The organism is Paraburkholderia acidipaludis NBRC 101816 (assembly GCF_000684975.1).
GTDB classification, from domain to species: Bacteria; Pseudomonadota; Gammaproteobacteria; order Burkholderiales; family Burkholderiaceae; genus Paraburkholderia; species Paraburkholderia acidipaludis.
In genome coordinates this window covers 135,192-155,419 of the sequence record NZ_BAXZ01000016.1, presented here as the reverse complement: position 1 = coordinate 155,419, position 20,228 = coordinate 135,192, and the positions used below count along the sequence as shown (strand labels likewise).

The following is a 20,228-nucleotide window of genomic DNA, read 5'->3' as shown; positions in this document are numbered from 1 at the left end:
AAGAGAGAGGAGACAACAGATGTCGACCAGCAAGACGATTGATATCAAGGCGTTCATCGACGAACGTCCCATTTCGGCCTGGCAGTGGCTATTGGTGGCGCTGTGCTTTCTTGCCGTGACCGCCGACGGGATGGACGTGGCCATCATGGGCTTCGTGGCGCCTTCCGTCATTCACGAGTGGGCCATCTCGCGGCCGGCGTTCGGGCTCGTCATGAGCGCCGCGCCTATCGGCCTCGTGATCGGCGCGCTGACCGCGGGCCCGGCGTCGGACCGCATCGGCCGCAAGTGGGTGCTCGTGGCTTCCGTGTTTCTGTTCGGTGTCTTTACGATTCTCACGGCCTTCACGCAGTCGCCGGCATCGATGGCGCTGCTGCGGATTCTGAGCGGCATCGGTCTGGGCGCAGCCATGCCCAACTCGACGACGCTGCTCTCGGAGTACTCACCGCAACGCAAGCGCGCGCTCCTCATCACGATCATGTTCACGGGCTTCAATCTGGGGTCGGCGCTGATCGGCTTTGCCGCCGGCTGGCTGATTCCGGCGCACGGCTGGCGTGCCGTGCTGATTTTCGGCGGCGCCGTGCCGCTTGCGCTCGTGCCGCTGCAGATCTGGCTTTTGCCCGAATCGGCACGCCTTCTCGCCGTGCGCGGCGCTTCGTCGGCACGCATTGGCGCGGTGCTCAGCCGGGTCACGGGGGCGCGCTTTCACGGCGACGAGACCTTCGTTTCGACCGAGCCGCCGCTGCCCACTCGCAAGCCTATCGGCGTGCTGTTCTCGCACGGCTACGGGGTAATGACGATCGCCCTGTGGGTGACGTATTTCATGGGACTACTGGTTATCTATCTGCTGACCGGCTGGCTGCCGACGCTGATCAAGGACGCGGGTCTTTCCATGACCGTGGCGGCCAACGTGACGGCCATGTTCCAGATTGGCGGGACGATCGGTGCCGTGCTCGTGGGCTGGATCATGGACAAGGTGCGCCCCGCGCGGGTCATCAGCGTCGCGTACGTGGGCGGCGGGATCTGCGTGCTGGTGCTGGGCGCGATGGGCGCGCTGTCCTCGTCGCTCGCGCTGCTCGTGTTCGCCGCGGGCTTCTGCATGAGCGGCGCGCAAACAGGCCTCAACGCCTATGCGCCGGGCCGCTACCCGACGGTCGCGCGCGCGACGGGCGTGAGCTGGATGCTGGGCATGGGCCGCTTCGGCAGCATTTTCGGCTCCGCCATTGGCGGCGCGCTGTTGGGACTCGGCTGGCAATTCGGCGCCGTTCTCGGGATGCTTGCCGTGCCGGCGGTTCTGGCCGCCATAGGCATACTCGTTTCGCAACGCACGGTGAGCACGGAGCCGGCGGCGCAAATGCGCGCCGCGCAGTGAGGGTTGTGGCTGGGGCGCCAAGCGATGCTAAGGGCTGCTACGCGAGGGTGCTACGTGCGGGTGCGCGCCCTGCGGCGTTTGCGTTCCGGCTGCTCCGGCACGCTGGCCCGGTCGCTCAACAGGTCGATCACCTTGCGGCGCAGCCAGATGCTGGCCTGATCCTGTTCGCTGCTGCGATGCCAGTACAGGTGCCATTCGAGCCGTGGCAGCCCGAATGGCAATTCCAGAATTCGCGCGTCATGCCGTTGCAGAAGCTGGATCGGCGCGGTCAGCGCGAGATCGGTGCGCAGGGCCACGAGCGGCGCCACCATGTAGTGCTGCACGCGCATCTGGATGCGCCGCGCCTTGCCGAGCTTCTTCAGCTCCGCATCCACGAACCCGCTTCCCTGGCGGCGGCTCGACACCTGAATGTGGCCGAGCGCCAGATAGTCGTCGAGGCTCAGCGTGTCGCCCGCGAACGGGTGGTCGTGGCGCAGCAGGCACGCATAGCGGTCGCTCCCTAGCGGCATGGTATGCAACTGCGGGTCGTCGATGAGCGGCACGTCGATCGCAAAGTCGATCTTGCCGGTCGCAAGCGCCGCGGACAGTTCGCTGCGCGGTGTGAAATAGCACTCCAGGCTCATGCCAGGCGCCTGCTGCTGAAGCAGTTCGCCAAGCGCGGGCAGCAGGATCGCTTCCGTCAAATCCGGCATGCTCAGACGAAAGGTGCGCTCCGAGGTGGCCGGAACAAAAACGTCGCCTTCGGTCGCACTCGCTTCCAGCAATTGCAATGCTTCGCGCACGCGGCCGATGATGTTTTCGGTGAGCGGCGTGGGCACCATGCCGGATGGCGTGCTCACGAAGAGCGGATCATTGAACGCCTTGCGCATGCGGGCCAGCGCATTGCTGACCGCCGGCTGGGTGATGAAGAGCGCCTCTGCGGCGCGGGTCAGATTGCGCTTTTCGTAGATCGACTCGAATACGACGAACAGGTTCAAGTCCCGCTTCGGTGAACGCATCGCACTGCCTCCGTTTGCCCACCATCATAAACGAGAGGCGTCGTGGCGATGCGTTCGGCCGCGTCTTTCTGGTCGTTCAATCCCGCGGCGGGATGTTCAGGTACGCCGCCGTCGAGCCGAGCTCCGCTTTGCTTGCGCCAATCTCCATGCGAGCAATGGCCTGCAAGTGGACTTCGTCGGGGCCGTCGGCGAAGCGCAGTGCGCGGCCCCAGGTCCAGTGGTCGGCGAGCGGCGTGTCGGGGCTCAGGCCCATGGCGCCGAACACCTGCATCGCGCGGTCGCAGACCGTGGTGTGGATCTGCGGGATCAGCGCCTTGATCATCGAAATTTCTTTACGCGCCGCTTTCGCGCCCACTTCGTCGAGGAGCCACGCCGTTTTCAGCACGAGCAGCCGCGCCTGTTCGATCTCGATGCGCGACTTCGCAATCCATTCGCCCACCGTGCCATGCTGGTGCAGGTACTTGCCGAACGCCTTGCGCTCCTGAGCGCGCTCGATCATCAGTTCGAGCGCCAGTTCCGCCGCGCCGATCGAGCGCATGCAGTGGTGAATGCGCCCCGGCCCGAGCCGCGCCTGCGCGAGCGCGAAGCCGCTGCCTTCTTCGCCCAGCAGGTTCGACGCCGGCACGCGAACGTTCCTGAACGTCACCTCGCAATGGCCTTCCGGTGAAACGTGATTCATGACCGGAATATTGCGCACGATCGTCACACCCGGCGTGTTCACCGGAACGAGGATCATGCTCTGCTGGCGATGGCTCTCCGCATCGGGATCGGTCTTGCCCATGACGATGAAGAGCTTGCAGTTCGGGTGCGCCGCGTTCGTGATGAACCACTTGCGGCCGTCGATCACGTAGTCGTCGCCGTCGCGCCGGATCGACGTCGTGATGTTCGTGGCGTCGGAAGAGGGCACGTCGGGCTCGGTCATCGCGAAGGCCGAACGGATCGTGCCTTCCAGCAGCGGCACGAGCCACTGCTCGCGCTGCGCGGGCGTCGCGAACATGTGCAGCAGCTCCATGTTGCCGGTGTCGGGCGCGTTGCAGTTGAACACTTCGGGCGCCCAGGAGATTCGGCCCATGACTTCGGCCAGCGGGGCATATTCGAGGTTCGTGAGGCGCGTGCCTGGTTCGTCGTCCTTCAGGTGCGGCAGGAAGAGGTTCCACAGGCCCTCGGCTTTGGCGATGGCCTTGAGGTCTTCCATGAACGATACGGGGTAGTGCCCCGCATGCACCTCTTCCAGCCATTGCTGGTGGCGCGGCACGATATGTTCGTCCATGAAGCTGCGCACGCGGCGCAGCAGGTCTTCAACTTTGGGGCTATAAGCGAAATTCATTTCGGGTTCCTTCCGTACGGAGTGCTAGATCGTCAGGCCGCCATCGACGACGATGCATTCGCCGTTGGTGTAGCTCGACGCGTCGGAGACGAGATAGAGCACGGTGCCGGCCATTTCGCGCGGTTCGCCGTGGCGGCGCAGCGGGATTTCGTTGATCCAGCGGTCGTAGAGCGCCTTGTTCTCGAACAGTGCGCCGGCGAACTTCGTCTTCGTGAGACCGGGCAGCAGCGCATTCACACGGATACCGAACGGTCCGCACTCCTTTGCGAACGCTTTGGTCATGTTGACGACCGCGGCTTTCGTGATCGAGTAGATGCCCTGCATGTCGCCGGGTTGCAGCGCGTTGACCGAGGCCGTATTGACGATGGCGCCGCCGCCCTGCGCCTTCATCATCTTGCCGGCTTCCGCCGACATGAAGAAGTAGCCGCGCACGTTCACTTCAACGGTCTTGTTGTAGGAGGCGAGGTCGGTATCGAGGATATGGCCGAAATAGGGGTTGGCCGCCGCGTTGTTGACGAGAATGTCGAGGCGGCCATGCCTTTCGCGGATATGGGCGAAGATGGCCGCGATGTCGTCCATGCGGCCGACGTGGCATGCGAAGGCTTCGGCGCTCTTGCCGTTTGCGCGCAGGCTTGCGGCAACCGCTTCGCAGTCGTCGAGCTTGCGGCTCGAGACGATCACATGAGCGCCTTGTTCGGCCAGCAGCGTTGCGATGGCTTCGCCGATACCGCGACTGGCGCCGGTCACGAGGGCGATTTTGCCCGTGAGGTCAAAGAGGTTCGTGCTCAATGTCGTTTCCCTGGTTCGGGTTGAATGGCTTGGTGTGTCAGGCGAGCAGGTCCGCGGCGAGCCTGGCGAGCGGCTCGACCATCCCGCCCACCTCGTGAGCATCGGCGCTCGAAGCGTTGCCCTGCATGGCGCGCGCCTTTACGCCCTGGGCAATCGAGGCAAGCCGGAAGAAACTGAACGCCAGATAGAAGTTCCAGTGGGCGATGCCGGGCAAGCCGCGTAGTTCGCAGTACTGCGCGACGATCTCGTCTTCTTCGGGGATGCCGAGCGCGGCACGATCCTGACCGAGCAGTCCGGTGATGTGCCCCTTCGAAGGCAAACGCAGGCACATGCAAAAGTAAGCAAGATCCGCAAGCGGATTGCCCAGCGTCGAGAGTTCCCAGTCGAGCACCGCCTGCACGCGCGGCGCGTCGTTGGCGAAGACGAGATTGTCGATGCGAAAGTCTCCATGCACGAGGGTAGGGTGCGGGTCGTCGGGAGGGCAATGCGCCGGCAGCCAGTCGATCAGCGCTTCCATCGAAGCAAGGCGCTCCGTCTCGGCGGCCCGGTATTGCCGCGTCCAGAGCTCGATCTGACGCTGGAAATAGTTGCCGGGGCGCCCATAATCGGCGAGACCGACGGCGTGAATATCGACGTTGTGAAGCGCGGCGAGCGTTGCCACGATAGACGCGTAGTAGTCGCGCCGCGTATCCCGGTCGACCTCGGGAAGCGCCGGATTCCAGAAGATGCGCCCCGCTTCGTAGCTCATCAGATAGAACATGCTGCCGATCACCGTGCGGTCCTCGCACAGATGCACGGCCTGGGCGACCGGCACCGGCGTCGGCGCGAGCGCTTCTAACACACGGAATTCACGGTCGACGGCATGCGCCGACTTGAGCAACTCGCCAGGCGGCTGGCGGCGCAGCACATAACGGCCGCTGGGCGTGTCGAGCAGAAAGGTCGGGTTGGACTGGCCGCCCGCGAACTTCGTCGCGCGCACCGGGCCGCGAAAGCCGGCGAGGTGCTGCTGCAGATACTGCGTGAGCCGCTCGACATCGAGCGGAAGGCTGGCGTGTTCGCTGGTCATAGGCTTCGATGCGGAATTTCACTGCATGTCGGGTGAACGACGGGGAATCAACCGTAGGTCTGGAACTCGCGGCGTTGCGGCTCGTCGAGATGCGAGACGACATTGAAGCCCGAAGTGATTGCCAGCACGCGCTGGGCCTCGCCCCGCTGGATCGTCGCGCGCGCGTCGGCCACGCGTTGCTGGAAGGCTTGCCACGTTTCGGGCACGCGTTCGTCGAGCGCGCCTTCGGTCCATAAATGGAGGACCTGACGCAAGGCCTTGAAGAAGTCGCGCGGATTGCCGTTGACGGATTCGGCGAGCCCGCGGTGTTCGTCGCCGAGGGCGCGAAAGAGCGCGTGGAAATCGTATTCGTCCAGCCCCGGATGAATCTCGCGTTCCGCGGGCAGGCCGGGCAGCGCGCGCCGGATCGCATCGAGCGTTTGCGCGTGGCGTCGCAGCGTGCCGCAGACGATCCGGTCGAAGCGAATGCCGTTGCGGGCAAAGTGCTCGCCAAGCCAGACGCATTGCTGCTCGCCTGTGGTCGAAAGCTGATCGTAGTTGTCGGTGCCGAGCGACGCCTGCCCGTGCCGCACCAGATAGAGTTCCGCCATCGCAAAGTCCGCCGGGAAGAGGATGAAGCCAGCATAGCGACGGCACGGGTATTGATGAAGTTTATTTTTTTAATACGCAGGCATTCATGCTGGTGATGGCGGCGGTTGCGAACTCGACGAGATCAGATCAGGCCGGTAAACGTTATATGACGAGAAATGGTTTGTCAGGCACGGCGGCTGCCCGCAATATCGGGGGTACGAATCCCTTACTACCTATTGCAAGGCCGATGCTTGCCGCATCGTTCGTTCATCATGGATCTTCTGGTTTTCAAGCTCGTTGTTACGCCGCTGTTGCTGTTGGCCGCAAGTCTTGCCGTTCGCCGCTGGGGCGAAGCGGTGGGCGGATTGCTGGTGGGCCTGCCGCTCACTTCGGGGCCGATCTCCGTGTTTCTGGCGCTGGAGCATGGGCCCGCCTTTGCGGCCCAGGCCACGGCCGGGTCGCTGGTCGCAACGGCTGCGCAAGCGGCCTTTTGCTTTGCCTATTGCCGGCTGGCGACCCGGGGATGGCCCGTGGCTCTTGCCGGCGCCAGCGCGACGTTTGCCGCCGTGGCCATCCTTCTGCAACGCAGTGCGTTGCCGGAAACCGGCCTGTTCCTGGTTGCCGTTCTTGCCGCGGCCCTCGCGCTCAGTCTCATGCCCCGCAAGGTAGCCCAAAGCGGCCGGCTCGATCCGCCGTGGTGGGACTTGCCCTCGCGGATGGTGCTCATTGCGACGCTCGTGGTCAGCGTGACGATGATTGCGCCTTATGTCGGTCCTGAAGCGAGCGGTGTGCTCGCGTCGTTCCCGTTCATGGCCATCATTCTTGCCGTGTTCGCACACCGGATGATCGGTCATGCACCCGCGCAGCAATTGATGCGCGGCATGGTGGCGGGGCTGCTGGGGTTCGCTGCGTTTTTCTATGTGCTGAGCCTCGCGCTGCCGCGCGTGAATCTGCCGGTTGCTTACGGCAGCGCGATTCTGTGCACGCTCGCGATTCAGGCGGTTTCGTTTTACCGGATGCGGGTTCCGGTTACTTTGCCTGCGGATTGATCGGGAGCGAAAGCCGCCAGCGTTTTCCCCGGGCAACGGTCAGAATTGCCCGATCACCTGGAACCCCAGCGTCACCCGCGCGGTATCGAACCCGTCCGGCTTGTAGATCGGCGTGCCCGCGAAAAGATCCCAGGAGAGCGTGCCGATATGGATGGGCAGACCGCCCCGGATGCCGATGACCGCTCCCGCCAGTTGCGTTCCCACCAGCACTTCCGTCCCCGGGCCGAAAACATGGCCGTAATCGACGCCCGCGTAGAGCGACTGCCCCGTCTGTCCGATCGGCATTTGCAGTTCGTTGCGCCAGTAGAAACCGCGCCCGGCGGCGAGCATCTGTTCGCCGTCGAAGCCGCGCACGGTGTAGCGCCCGCCGATGCTCAGATCGTCGATGTAGAACAGCGTGTCGCCCGTGTACTGGCCGTGCACGGTCGCAACGTAGCGCAGCGGCTGGCTCCCGACCGCGAACGGCACCGAGAGATTCGCGTCGAGCGTCGCCATGTGGAAGCGGTACGTGGCCATCTGCGGTGTGCCATCGCCCGCGTCCGGGTCGGGCGTTGCCCCGAGTCCCCCGATGCCCTGGCGGTACGCGAGCGTGCCATCGAATTGAGCGGCGCCGAAATAGTGCCGGTCGGTCACGCCGCCTTCAATGAACGTGTTGTTGCGGTCCTGTTGCGGAATCGTCGTGTCCGCGATAAAGCTCGCGCCCCAGCGCTTGATCAACTGGAATTCGAGGCCGAGTACGTCGTTCTGGCTGCGGCTGATGACCCGCTGGATTTTCAGGGCTGCTGTCTGCGCGTTGCCGCTCGACACGAAGGTCTGGTTCGCGCCCGCGATCTGCTGGTAGTACGTGTTCGTGTTGCCGTAGAGCGTGGCCGTCCAGTAGCCCCAGGGGATCGAATACGAACCGTTGAAGCCGTGCGAGCCCAGGCCGTGATCGGCGAATTCGAGGTCCTGGTTCGCACCGACCGAGAAGATATCGTTCAAGCCGAGCGGATTGTCGATGCCGAGCGATACGTTGCCCTGGAGTTTGCCGGTGGCGCGCTGGCCCGAGTTGTCGACCGAGGCCACGAACGTCCAGGGCTTCGAGCGCTTCACGGTGATGTCGACATCGCTTTCGCCGGGCACGGTGCCGGGTACGATCTGCATGGTGGCATCCTGGCTCGCGGGGCGCTTCATCTGCTCCAGGCCCTGTTCAAGATCGCGCAACTGGAGCACGTCGCCGTCGCGCGCAGGAAATGCGCTCTTCCAGGTTCCGCGCGTGGAGGGGTCTACAAACTCCAGATGACGGATGACGCCGGGGATGAGGGAGAATTTCAGCGCGCCTTTAGACAGGTCCTGCGGTGCGAGCAGGACGCGCGTGGTGACGTAGCCGCGGCTCAGGATTTCGCGCTGCAGATCTTTTGTGAGTACGTCGAGGCCCTGTTTGCCGATGCATTGCCCCCGGTAGTGCTGCAACCAGTCGTGCAGGAATGCGAACCGGTCCATGGGCAAGGCTGATGCGCCTTTCGTGCGCTGCGCCTCGGGCAGCGTATCGGGCACCTCGACGGTGAACGTATCAATGCGGAAGCACGGCGTCTCGGCGGGCAGCACCGGCCATGTTCCTGCTGCAGGCGCTTCCGAGAGGACAGCGGGTGTGGCGACGGTCGCCGCGCGCTGCTGTGCGTCGCGCTGCTGCTGGATCTGCTGGTTTTGCAGCGCGTTTGCGCGGGCCGCAGCGGCAACATCAGGTGGGGTCTCTTGTGCGTGGGGCGCGAGCGGTATCAGGGCTGCGAGCGGCAACGCCGCCAGCCTCTTTTTTACATTCATCAATGATTGGAATCCTTAATGCAGCTTGCGAGGTACTTCCTTTTCGATTAACCCTTCTTGAGTCTCGCAATTAGGTTATTGCACGCCTCTGGCGCAAAGGTTTTCGCCCACTCCTCGGTTTGAGCGAATTCGCCTCGAAGCTTTTCCAACGCGTCAGCCGACCAGAGTGATTGCTGTTGGCGCAGTGGAAGATGATCCGTCTCAGATCTAATCAGCACGAATTTTTCGAAGTCGGTATCCCGTTCTGGGATACCGAGCAGGCGCCGATCAATATTAAGTACCTGTGCGGCCCCTTCGAAATATGAAAGCCGACCATCTAGCATCGAAAACAACAGATCCAGAAAATGCTGACGCGCTTGAGTTGCACTATCGTTCATACTTTTCACTTTCCGGTAACGATGGTTTTGGGTTCTACAATTTCACCCGTTACGGCATTCTTATAGGCATGAATTTCGTATTGGGTTCCATCAGCCGCTGTATAACTCGAACTTGTAACTTTACTCCAATCGCTCGGATTGCCCCCATACTCAGCCACCAAACGAGGCGCATCACGTAGAGTGGTATTTGAACCGTTGCCAGCGACCGTCGTAACTGCACCCGTTAGCTCTGAAAGTTGCTGCTGACTCGCCAAGGACTTGTTCAAGTTCAGACCATTGGTGACGTTAGTAGCACCATCGGCGGTGGCAATTTCACTTGTCGCTCTACCGACCGCTGAAGAAATTGCATCGCTCTCGCCGCCCGTAAGCACTCCCATTGCGGCGTCGCCGATAGAACCAATAGCTAGTGCCACTCCCATGCCGTAATTACCAAGCGCAAACGCTGTTTGCGCTTGGTCGGCCATCTTATGACCAGGAACAAGGTCCAGAGCCGCCTGGCCGAACTCCGAGGCGTACTGTTCCACCTTGTCGAGCGCTTGGCTACCGGTCCCCCCCGTGCCATTGGCATTCGTCTGATTGCGGTTATAGAGGTCCGCATTCGACGCCGTGAACGCACCCGCGCTACCACCGACGAGCGCGCCGCTGAGACCCGCCAGCACGTTCGACACGGTGTTGCCGACCGTCATGGAACCCGTCGCGCCACCAATCGAATCCGCCACGCTGTTCAGCTTGCCTGCCAGCGCTGACGATACGCCCGCGCCCGCAGCCCCGGCAGCCGCCGTGCCGAAGCCGCCACCGCCCAGACCGCCAATCAGTGCGCCGCCCGCGATGTGCGCGAGGACACGATCCGTACCGCCTTCGGCCCATGCGTCGGCCGTTGCGGAATCGCCAGCATCCTTCGCTGCCTGTTCCTTCGAATTCGCATAGGCGCCGATACCCTGCGCCACGACCTGGCCCGCTGCCTGCGCCGCCTGCATCGTATCGGCCTGCTGGTTGAGCAGGGTGTTCACATCGGGCGTATTCGCAACGGTGCCGTTGGTGTTGGTCGTGTCGCGGCTCAGGTTCGCCACGTCCTGCGTCTGCGCGCCGGGATTCGTGACGTTGATCGTGCCCGCACTGATCGCGCTACGTGTCGTCGCGCTCTGGTCCCCGTTGGCGTCCTGCGACATCATCGGCGCGATACTACCGGTGCCGCTCACTGAGCCTGGACCAATCGCCGTGCCCGTATTACCGAAGCCAGCGCCGGCACTGATCCCGTTGCTCGTCGCGTCGTAGTGGCTCTGGTTCTGGATATCGCTGTACGTCAGCGTGCCCGTCGTCAGGCTGTTCCTCGAGGCGTCGGACGTGCTGGAGATAACCGCACCCGTCAAGCCCGTATTGCCCTTGACGCCGATGTCGAAGCCGCCGCTGCCCGCCGCAATGCCGGCCTGCTCGTTGACCTGCGCGTAGTTGCCGTCGGCGTGCCCGTTCTGCGCGCTGCCGCTGATGCTGCCGCCGGCCTCGCTGATACTGAACCCGCCGCCCGCGCTGCTCTGGTGCGCTGCGCTCGTCGTCGTGTCCTGCACGCTCGCGATATTGAGGTTGCCGCCCACGGCCGCCGTCACCTGGTTGCCCGCCACCTGGGAGCCGGTGATGTTCGTGTCGCCGCCGCTCAGGATCGTGACGCTGTTCGTCCCTGTAACGTGCGAGGCATTCTGCGTCGCCGCATCGCTGTTCGCGTCGCCGTGCGCGTTCTGCATCGAGGCCGACACCCCGAAGCCGTTCGTGGTGAGGGACACGCCCACGCTCGCCCCGGACGACGAATTCGAACTGCGCGTCGAATCGGTGTTCGTCGTATTCACGATGTTGACCTGGTTCGCCGCGGCCAGCACGACATCGCTGGCACTCACGTTCGAACCGGCAATCGTCACATTGCCGCTGCCCGCCGTGCCGTTGCCCGTCGCAACGAAGGTGGTCGTGCCGCCCGCCTGCACGTTCGAACCCACCTGCGTCGTCTGGTTCTCCGACGACTGGCTCTGGCTGTGGCTTGAGCCGACACTGACCTGCACGCCGATGCTCGGCGCGCCCGCCGCCTGGGAAACCCCGGTCGTCGCCATCTGGTACGCGCCGTAGCTCGCCAGCGCCGCATCGCCGCCTGCCGCGATCGCGTGCAACGCATCCGCACGTCCATTGCTGCTGCCGCTCGCGAGCGACTGACCCTGCTGGTACGCACCATTGATCGCATCGCCCACGCTGCCGCCCAGGCCAATCGCCAGGCCGCTGCTGCCTGTCTGCTGCGACTGGCTCGTGTTGCCCGTATTGGTCGCCGAATTGATCGTAACGTTCGCCGCGGTGCCCGTGATGTTCTTCGCGGCGATCAGGTCGCTGCCAGTTACGGTCAGGTTGTTGCCCGCGCTAACCGAGACGCTGCCGTCCAGCGAGCCGACCATGCTCGCATTGTTCGTCACACTCGACTCCTGGTCGGTCGTGGCGAGTTTGTTCGTGCCGACCGTCACCGACAGCCCGCTCGTGCCGAGACCCGTATGCGTTTCCTTCTGGCTGCCCGAGGACTGCATCGTGTCCTGCGACGTGGTGATGTTCACGTTGTTCGCCGCACTGAGCGCCACGTTGTTCGTGCCGACAACCGTGCTGCCCGTCACGTTGATATCGTGACCGCTGCTGATCGACAGGGCATCCGCCGAGACCGTGCTACCCTGGGACTGTGTGATGGTCGTGTCGCGCGAGCTGGCCTCCTGCATGCCGCTCACCATGTTGCTGTGGCTGTGCTGCTCCTGCGAGTTGTCCACCTGCGTTGCGGTCGCCGCGCCGATGTTCACGTCGTTGGCGGCTGCGAGCGTCGCCGTGCCCTGGGCGAGGTTGATCGTGCTCCCGGTCACGTTGATATTGTTGCCCGATGCGACGGTCAGCGAATTACCGGCATTGAGCGTCGTGCCGGTCAACGTCTGGCTGGAAACGTGCGAGGTCTGCGCGTAGCTGCCGTGGGAATCGCTGCCCGAGTCGTTGCTGTCGACCGTCGACGTGGTTGTGGCCGCCTGGAACGTCGCGTCACCCTTTGCCGCGAGAACGCCGCCACCGGCCAGGTTGATGTTTGCTCCGGTCGCCGTCAGGTTGTTTTCGACGCCAATTTCAGACACCCCGCCCACGTTCATGGTACTGCCCGTCGCGCTGTTGATGTCCGTATTCGACACGCCGTTCGCGCGCTCGACCACCTTGTGCTCGCCGGTCTGCACCGTGCCGATATCCCAGTTGCCGCCCACGGCCATGCCGAGATTGCCGCCGACATTGAGATTACTGCCGTTCTGCCCGAAGTTGCCGCCCGTGACGATCGAGGCGTTGCCCGCCACGTCCAGGTTCGCGATGGGGCCGAGCGTCGTGTTCACGCGCGTCGCGCCCGTAGCGCTAACCTGGTTCAGCGTATTCGTCGCCGTGTTGAGGATCAGGTTGCCGCCCGTGTTCAGCGCAAGGCTGCCCGCGCTCACGTTCGCCGAGGTGAAGTCGATGTCGCCTGTCGTGTTCAGCGACATCAGGCCACCGCTTTTCAGCGCGCCGAACGCGTCGCTGATCTGCTGGCCGCTGATCGAAAGCGTATTGCCGGCCTGCACCGTGCCGCTGTTCGTGAAGGTCTGCGCGTTCTGCAGGTCGATGTCCGTCGCCCCGATCAGCGGCCCCTGTACGTTCTGCTGGCTGGCCTGCGCGAGATAGACGACCGGCACGAGCACGGACTGTCCGTCCACGACTTCCGTCTGCATGATGATCACATTCGACGTAAGCGCGGCCACCTGGGCGGCCGACAGGCCCATGCCGAGCGGCAGGTTCAGCGACTGCGCGAGCGACGCGCCCGAGGCCATCAGCGCCTCATACATCGACTGCGTGTTGGTGTAGGGGCCGAGCACCGCCTTGCCGGTGAGCGACGTGATCTGGTTCTGCACGAGCTGCTGCTCGTAGAGGCCGTCGCCCAGGCGCTTTTCGGTGGTCTGCGGGTTGTACCCCAGCAGGTTCAGGTAGTAGTTGCTGGAGAGAAACGAATTCGTGCTCGTGAAGGCCGGATTGGTCTCGATGAGGTACGGCGCCCCTGGCGTGGTATCCAGATGGAAGAGGCCGCCCTGCGGAATGGTCAGATTGTCCAGCACGTTCTGCGCCGTGGCGCTCGCGATAGCCGGATCGACCGTGCCCCCGCCGCCCTTGACCGGGCCGGTGCCGGCGCTCGTGCCGCCTGCCGCGCCGCTGAGCGTCCCGATACCGACGGCCAGCGACGTGCCCGGTGCGAGATTCATCGACGGAATCCCGGCATTGCCGGCCGTGTTGTCGATGTTGACGCCCGTGCCGGTGATCGTGCCGCCAGCCACGAAGCTCGATTCGTAGGACGGCAGGGCGTAGGTGCGGATATCGGCCGGCGCTGCCTGGTTGTACCCCCCCGGATTGGGCGTGACGAACCCGGCATTGCCGAACGGCAGTTGCCAGTTGTATTCGCTGTTGTCGTAGTTGTCGTAGTGATACTCGCCCGAATACGTGACCTGCACACCGGGCGCAAGCTGGCCCTGCCAGCTGTTCTGGTCGAGCGTGGCCGGCATGGCGATGTTGCCGACCGCCGCCACCGCGCTCCAGTAGTTCTGGAACAGCCCCACCGACGACGCATTGAGGTTTCCGCCGGAGATGATCTGCGACTGCGGGCTGATGGCCGTGATCAGGTTCGCGAGCGCTACGCCCGTATAGGTCGTGTACTGGTAGGTGCTGTTCCACTGGCCCCCATGCGGCGGATCGGTGGGCACGCCGCCGATCATCGACGGATCGCCCGTGGAACCCATCACCTGCGGATTGCCGGGGCCGCATGCGGCCATGTAGGTGGCGGTACACCCGGACAGGCTGATGCCGAGCTGCTGGATGATCGACGAGCTGGCATCGAGCGCCACGCTGTAGGAGCCCGAGGTCGTCATCACGCGCCGCGTGTTCGTCACCTGGTTCGCGTAGAGCGCCATGTCGGCCGAGGACTGGATCAGCGCCGAGACGTTGTCGATCAGGTTCGCGTTCGTGTAACTGCCGTCCGCATTCTTTCCGCCCGCCAGCACGACACTGCCGAGTCCAAAGATCGCGGTGGTTGCCTGCGTGTCGGTCGCCGTGACGTTGTCGACGTTCTCGATGTCGGGCGCGAGCAGCTCGAGCGTGCCGCTGCTGTCCGACGCGCCGATCAGCGCGCTCGGGCCACTGTTCGACAGGGTGCTGGTCGCATTGAGCGAGACGCTGCCGCCCACCATCGCGCCCGTGTTCGTGAGGGTACTGGAGTGCGTTTCGAGCGTGCCGCCCGCCATCATGGCGCCGCTGTTGACGATATCGCCTGCATTGACGCCCAGGTTGTTCGCGGCTTCCACGATGGCGCCGTTGGTGAAGGTGCCCGGCAGCGTGAAGGTGAGGTTGTGGCCCGCGTCGAACTGCTGGTCGGGCGTGGTCGTGAAGTCGCCCTGCAGGTTTACCGACACGTCATTGCTGGCGGAATAGATGCCGCCGCCGGACAGCGTACTGGCCGACAGGGTCAGGTCGTGCGTGGCCCCCATCTGGCCGTTCGTGTTCGTGATGGTGCCGGTTGCCGTGATGACAGCATCGCCCTGCGAACCCGGCAGCGTGCCCATCTGGCTGCTGGTGTTGTCGATGTCGCCCGCCTGCACCCCGAGGCTCGCGCCGCTCACCTGGCCGCCCTGGGTGTTCTGGATATCCGACGCACCCATCGACACCGCGCCGTTGCCCGTCACGACGCCCGCCGCGTTGACGATCTGGCTGCCGCCCTGTATCGACGTATTACCCGTACCCAGGTTGCTCACGACGCCCTGGGTGTTGTCGATGCTGGTTGCCTGCACCGAGAGCGTCGGGGCATCCGCCGTGCTGGTGCCCGCCTGGACACTTCCCCCGACGTTGGTAAGGGCCCCGCCGGTCGTGAGGTCGAGCGAGCCGAACGAGCGCATCAGACCGGCAGTGTTGTTGATCCCGTTCAGGACGGCAACCGTCATGCCCTGCTGCGCGGCGAACGTGCCACTGCCGTTGTTGAAAGCGCCCATCTGCGCGTTGATGGTGCCCGCGCTGATGACCTTGCCGCCGACATTCGAGAACGAGCCCGACCCATTACCCGGATCGAGCGTGAAGAGGCCAGTCCCCGCGTGCAGGATCGAACCACCATCGTTGTCGACGGAAGCGGGGGACAGCGTGAAATTCGTGCTGTTGGTCTGGAACGTGCCGCCAGCTGAGTTATCGAACAGGTTCGTGACGTTGAAGGCCATTGGCCCCGTTCCGTACTGCGTGACCGTGCCGCCCTCGTTGATGAGGTCGGTCGCGGAGACCTGGAGCTGGTTCGCGGCCACACTGCCGCCGTTGTTGTCGGCCGTGCCGCTCACGTCCAGCGTGAGGTCCGGGGCTTCGATACTGCCGCCGTTGCGGTTTGACAGGGAACCGGTCGTAATGGTGGCGCTGGTGTTCGCGCTCGTGGTCCCGCCATCGTTGACGAAGGTGCCGCTGGCGAGACCCAGCCCTGCGCCCGACAGCAGTTTGCCATCGGTATTGTTCGCTTCGCCGCTCACGTTCGCCGCGAGCCCCGCCTTGCCTTCGATGTCGCCCGAGGTATTGTTGAGCGACCCGGCCTGCAGCACGACCTGCCCGTTGCTCACCATCCGGCCGTTGACATCCGAGACGGACCCCGACCCGTTACCCGGATCGAGCGTGAAGGTGCCAGTGCCCGCGTGCAGGATCGAGCCGCCGTCGTTGTCGATGGTCGCGGGCGAAAGTGCAAGGTCCGTACTGTTGGTCTGGAACGTGCCGCCTGCGGAGTTATCAAACAGGCCGCTGACATTGACCGCCATCGGCCCCGTACCCGTTTGCGTGACCGTGCCCGCGTGATTGACGAAGTTCGTCGCGTTCAGCGTCAGTTGCGCGGCCTGCGTGCTGCCGGAACTGTTGTCGAGGGTCGTCGCGCTGATCGTTGCCGCCTGCGCTGAAACGTTACCGCTGGCGTTCTTGAACTGCGAACCGGCGTTGAGGGTCGCGTTCTGCCCGGCCTCCATCGCACCACCGGAATTATCGACGGATTGAGCCGAGACCTGGAGACTCGTCTGCGCGGTGACATCGCCCTGGTTGACCACCGTGCCACCCTGCAGCGACACCGCGCCGTTACCGCCAATGTCGCCGCCCGCGCCATTGACCAGTTGCCCCGTCGCGCTGAGCGTGAGGCCGTCGCCGTTGAGCGAGAGGAGCTTGCCGGCCGTGTTGTCCACCGATCCCGCGCTGATGGATTCCTGGCCCTGGGCCTGGGCGATACCCCCGGTATTGTCGAACGCGCCGCCGGTCACAATGCCGAGCGTCGTGCCGGCCGTCATCTGGCCCGCCGCGTTCGTGACAGCGCCCGCCACAATCTGCGTGGACGTGCCACTGGACAGCTTGCCCCCGCTGTTGTCGAACGTGCCCGCAGCATTGGCCGTGATCGACGTACCCGCGCCCGTGGTCGCATTGACCAGACTCAGGTTGCCGCCGGTAGCCGTGAGGGCGAGCGCTGTGCCCGCGCCGGTCTGCGCATTCGAGAGGTCGAGCGCGACGCCGTAGAGCGTGATCATCCCGGCGGCGACGTTCTGGCCGTTCGCCGATAGCAGACCCGCCGCCGATATCAAGAGGTTGCCGCTCGGACCGGTCGTGCCGTCGCCGTTGATGCCTGCGCCAAATACGCCGGTCGAGGCGACACTGCCCGCGTTGACCGACGTGTTCTGCTGTGCCGCAATGGTCGCGCTGTTCACCAGCGCCCCGGGCGTGCTGAGGCTGGTATTCTGCTGCGAGTAGACCGTGCCGGTGTTCTGGATACTGGCAGCGTTGATCGTCGTGTTGCCGCTCGCATTCATGCGGCCCGACTGCACGAGTTGCCCCGCGCTCGTGAGCGTGAGGTCCCCCGCCTGCGCCGCGATAGTTCCGGCATTGGCGACCCCGACACCGTTCTCCGTGCCCACCAGGATTATGCTGTTCGCATACATGCCGCCGAGCTGCGATACGTCGAGGGAGACCCCCGGCGCGGGGCCGCTGCCCGCGATGGGCGTGGGCGTCAGACTCGCATAGTCGATGCTGTTGGCGCCCGTGGTGACGTTCAGCCTGTTTGCGTAGACCGCCGCATCGTTGAGCTCGACGGCACGCGCCAGCAGGTCCACTTCATCAATATTCGAGGCGTTCAGGCCCGCGCCCTGGACTGTAATCGTGCCCTGGGTAACGCTGAAACCGTTCAGGTTGCCGCTGCCGTCGATGAGCGGATTGCCCGTCGTCAGGATTCCGCGAGCCGTATTGATAAAACCCCCGCCGTCCACCACCAGGCCCGAACTGTTGGCGATCACCACATCGGCTTTCTGGCCGGCCACCTCCACGTAGCCGGCCAGGCGCGAGGGGTTGTTGCTGTTGACCTGGTTGACGATGATCTTCGCGGACTGGCCGGGCGAGAGATTCGGATTGCCCGATATCTGCCCGGCGAGCCGTGTGTTCGTGTTCGTGGGGGAGTTGTTCAAAATCGCGCCACCCGATCCGACATCGAACTGCGAATAGGTATTGAGCGAGACGCCCGCCCCCGAGGGCTTCTGCACGTTCACCTGCGGCAGACCGTTGGCCGTATTGATCACGTTCGGCGCATGCGCACCGGACGGCACGATCTGCGCCCCGGCCATCAAAGGTGCGAGGCCAAAGACCGCCAGCGCGGCAAAGGCCACATGACGCATGGCGAACAGTGTGAAGGACCGGCGTGCGACCGATGGGCCGTTTTCGTCCTGGCCTGACTTGCCCTGCGCGATGGCCGTTTCTGAAACGGCGACAAGCATTCCCCGCAGCTTGCTGAACACAAGCCGGTAACAACGGCTATTCATTTTTTGTTTGTACCTGTGATGCCGGGTGAAGTCCTGCCGCTTTGCAGGATGTTTCCCGGCTACGTCACTCGACACCGGCGACGGCATCGCTGAAAGCGCGTTTCATGCGCGCAGGCATGCTCACCCAATCCCAAATTAACGACTGTCAAGCATTGCCAGGCGTCGGCATCGAAACCACGCTTCGTTAAATTTTCATGGAGTCTTTGCTGGTTAAACCGGCTTCGACTGACTTCGTCACTGCGGATGCGCACCAGGCGCACCAGGATTTGGTGCGCCACCGCGTCCCGTCGGTGTATAGGTGCCGCCTGCCGGCGTGCCGGGGCTCGGGTAGTTCGAATCGCGGCGCTGCCCGGTCGTGCCACGGGGCGCCGATGCGCCCTGGTCGCCGTGCTGCGGCGCCGCCGCTTCGTCGTGACTGTGGCTGGCGGGTGGAGCATCGGTCTGCGACCATGCAGGCGTCGCGGCCGCGCCCAATACCGAAGCGATCAGTATGGCTAAAGACGTTGCTAAAAGCGCTTTCATCTCGTGTCCTCTGGGCGCGCGGCGTGCTAACGGTGCGTCTGATGCGAGCGTGCCGCCCGCGTTTGCGCGGCTTTTTTCGCCGCGGCCGAGCGGCTGCTGGCCGGCCGGCGCTCCGCGGCGCTTTTTGCCTGCTTCGCCATGGCCTTTCCCGAGGCGCCTGCCGTACCTTCGCGCTTCAGCACGGCCGTGGTGGTGCGCGAGCGTTTGGTCTTCGATTCGGAGCTGGCGCCGGCCTGCTTCCTGCCTTGGCCCGCGGCCGTATCCTTCGCGGCCTTTCTGCGCGTCGCTTCGCTGGTCTTGCCTTTCGCCGGCGGCTTCAGATCGACGCCGGCCCGGCGTGCCTCGGAAAGGCCGATCGCCACCGCCTGTTTCGCGGAGCGCACGCCGTGCTTGCCGGCCCGCACGCGTTCGACTTCTTCCTTGACGAATTCTCCAGCCTGCGTGCTGGCCGACTTGCCGGCTCGCTTGTCGGCGCGCGCACGCTCGATGGTCTTTTGCTCGGGCATTTTCGTTCTCCCAGGTGAGTGTCGTGACACCTGCCGTTTGCGCAATAGCCGTACCGCGTGCGCGACGTCGGGCGTCGCTAACGCGTCGTGGCCTGCGAAAGCGGGGCGCCGCCGGCCTCCCAGCCGCCGCCCAGCGCCTTGTAGAGCGAGACGAGATCGGTGCAGACCTGCAGTTGCGCTTGTTGCGCGTCGCGCTGCGCCTTGCTCGTGTCGCGCGCCGCATCGAGCACGTCGATGAACGAGGCGAGCCCCTTGCGATAGCTGTCGCGTGCGAGGTCGAGCGCGTGTTGCTGAGCTGTCGCGCTCGCGTCGAGCGAGGCCGTGCGGGCTTCGTCCGTGCGATAGACGGCCAGCGCGTTGTTCACGTCGCGCAGCGCCACGAGCACCGTCTCGCGGTAGTCGAGTGCGGCCTGCACTTGCTGAAGCTTCGAAAGCCGCCGATTCGCCACGAGCGCGCCGCCCTGGAACACGGGCAGCGAGACGCTCGGCCCCCAGGACCAGAAGAGGCTCGCCCAGTGGGCGAGATCGTGCGGGTTCGTCGCGCGCGTGCCCACCTCGCCGGAGAGTTTGATGTCGGGATAGAACTGCGCAACGGCCACGCCCCCGTTCGCGGCGGCGGCGTGCAGCGAGGCTTCGGCGCGGCGGATATCGGGGCGGCGGCGCGCGCTCGACGTCGAGCTGGCTCTCGAGGCCGTGTGTCGCGCTGTCATGCGCCAGCCCGACGATCTGCTGCTGCTGGTCCACGATCGCGAGCGCGACGGCGCGCAAGGCCTGCGCACCCCGCAACTGCAGATAGGTCTCGGCGACCTCGGCTTCGAGCGAGACCTGCGCGTCGCGCAGCGACCCGGTGTTCGGCGAGCGTGGACCTGTGATCGACTACTGGGTGGCACAGGAGCGGGCGCGTTCGTGATGGCGCATCTTTGATGAGCGCGGCGGAAAAAAAGCGGCCCGGCGCATGCACAGCGCCGGGCTCCGGAAACCACGC

12 protein-coding genes and 1 pseudogene are annotated in these 20,228 nt (G+C 64.6%); 2 read left to right on the top strand and 11 right to left on the bottom strand.

Annotated features, from left to right (window positions below; translation table 11 throughout):
* Positions 1-19: 19 nt before the first annotated feature.
* The gene (locus BAC01S_RS18555) at positions 20-1,369 is read left to right on the top strand and encodes an MFS transporter (protein ID WP_027796121.1); all 1,350 of its coding nucleotides are present in this window, start codon (positions 20-22) and stop codon (positions 1,367-1,369) included.
* Between the two features lie 50 nt (positions 1,370-1,419).
* On the opposite strand, the gene BAC01S_RS31760 is transcribed toward BAC01S_RS18555, so the two are convergent.
* The 5 genes from BAC01S_RS31760 to BAC01S_RS31755 all read right to left on the bottom strand — a co-directional run bounded on the left by BAC01S_RS31760 (position 1,420) and on the right by BAC01S_RS31755 (position 6,139).
* A complete protein-coding gene (locus BAC01S_RS31760; protein WP_043202703.1) occupies positions 1,420-2,367 on the bottom strand; it encodes a LysR family transcriptional regulator in 948 nt (315 codons plus the stop codon).
* A 76-nt stretch (positions 2,368-2,443) separates the two neighbouring features.
* A complete protein-coding gene (locus BAC01S_RS18545) occupies positions 2,444-3,694 on the bottom strand; it encodes an acyl-CoA dehydrogenase family protein (RefSeq protein ID WP_027796120.1) in 1,251 nt (416 codons plus the stop codon).
* Between the two features lie 24 nt (positions 3,695-3,718).
* Complete coding sequence (locus BAC01S_RS18540) at positions 3,719-4,483, bottom strand: SDR family oxidoreductase (protein WP_027796119.1); 765 nt, start codon at positions 4,481-4,483, stop codon at positions 3,719-3,721.
* A 37-nt stretch (positions 4,484-4,520) separates the two neighbouring features.
* The gene (locus tag BAC01S_RS18535) at positions 4,521-5,549 is read right to left on the bottom strand and encodes a phosphotransferase (protein WP_027796118.1); all 1,029 of its coding nucleotides are present in this window, start codon (positions 5,547-5,549) and stop codon (positions 4,521-4,523) included.
* A gap of 47 nt (positions 5,550-5,596) precedes the next feature.
* On the bottom strand, positions 5,597-6,139 hold the full coding sequence (locus BAC01S_RS31755; RefSeq protein WP_084168654.1) for a histidine phosphatase family protein: 543 nt from the start codon (positions 6,137-6,139) through the stop codon (positions 5,597-5,599).
* Positions 6,140-6,490: 351 nt separating this feature from the next.
* Between BAC01S_RS31755 and BAC01S_RS18525 the strand changes: the two genes are divergently transcribed.
* The gene (locus tag BAC01S_RS18525) at positions 6,491-7,168 is read left to right on the top strand and encodes a hypothetical protein (RefSeq protein WP_245616619.1); all 678 of its coding nucleotides are present in this window, start codon (positions 6,491-6,493) and stop codon (positions 7,166-7,168) included.
* 39 nt (positions 7,169-7,207) lie between these two features.
* Here the strand turns inward: BAC01S_RS18525 and BAC01S_RS18520 are convergent, their stop codons facing one another.
* The 6 genes and pseudogenes from BAC01S_RS18520 to BAC01S_RS18500 form a co-directional block, all read right to left on the bottom strand.
* Positions 7,208-8,971, bottom strand: coding sequence for a ShlB/FhaC/HecB family hemolysin secretion/activation protein (locus BAC01S_RS18520; protein ID WP_027796116.1), 1,764 nt, complete (start codon positions 8,969-8,971; stop codon positions 7,208-7,210).
* Between the two features lie 47 nt (positions 8,972-9,018).
* Entirely contained in the window at positions 9,019-9,348 is a 330-nt protein-coding gene (locus BAC01S_RS33975) for a hypothetical protein (protein WP_084168653.1), read from the bottom strand.
* A 5-nt stretch (positions 9,349-9,353) separates the two neighbouring features.
* A complete protein-coding gene (locus tag BAC01S_RS35385; protein WP_169740135.1) occupies positions 9,354-18,215 on the bottom strand; it encodes a two-partner secretion domain-containing protein in 8,862 nt (2,953 codons plus the stop codon).
* A gap of 234 nt (positions 18,216-18,449) precedes the next feature.
* Positions 18,450-18,737 carry a hypothetical protein gene (locus tag BAC01S_RS34730; protein ID WP_156954456.1) on the bottom strand — a complete coding sequence of 96 codons (288 nt, stop codon included), beginning with the start codon at positions 18,735-18,737 and terminating at the stop codon, positions 18,450-18,452.
* A gap of 26 nt (positions 18,738-18,763) precedes the next feature.
* Positions 18,764-19,243 (bottom strand): DUF6496 domain-containing protein, encoded by a 480-nt coding sequence (locus BAC01S_RS18505; RefSeq protein WP_027796115.1) that lies wholly within the window; start codon positions 19,241-19,243, stop codon positions 18,764-18,766.
* A gap of 77 nt (positions 19,244-19,320) precedes the next feature.
* Positions 19,321-20,077: pseudogene (locus tag BAC01S_RS18500) on the bottom strand (TolC family protein); the annotation flags it as partial.
* Between the last annotated feature and the right edge of the window lie 151 nt (positions 20,078-20,228).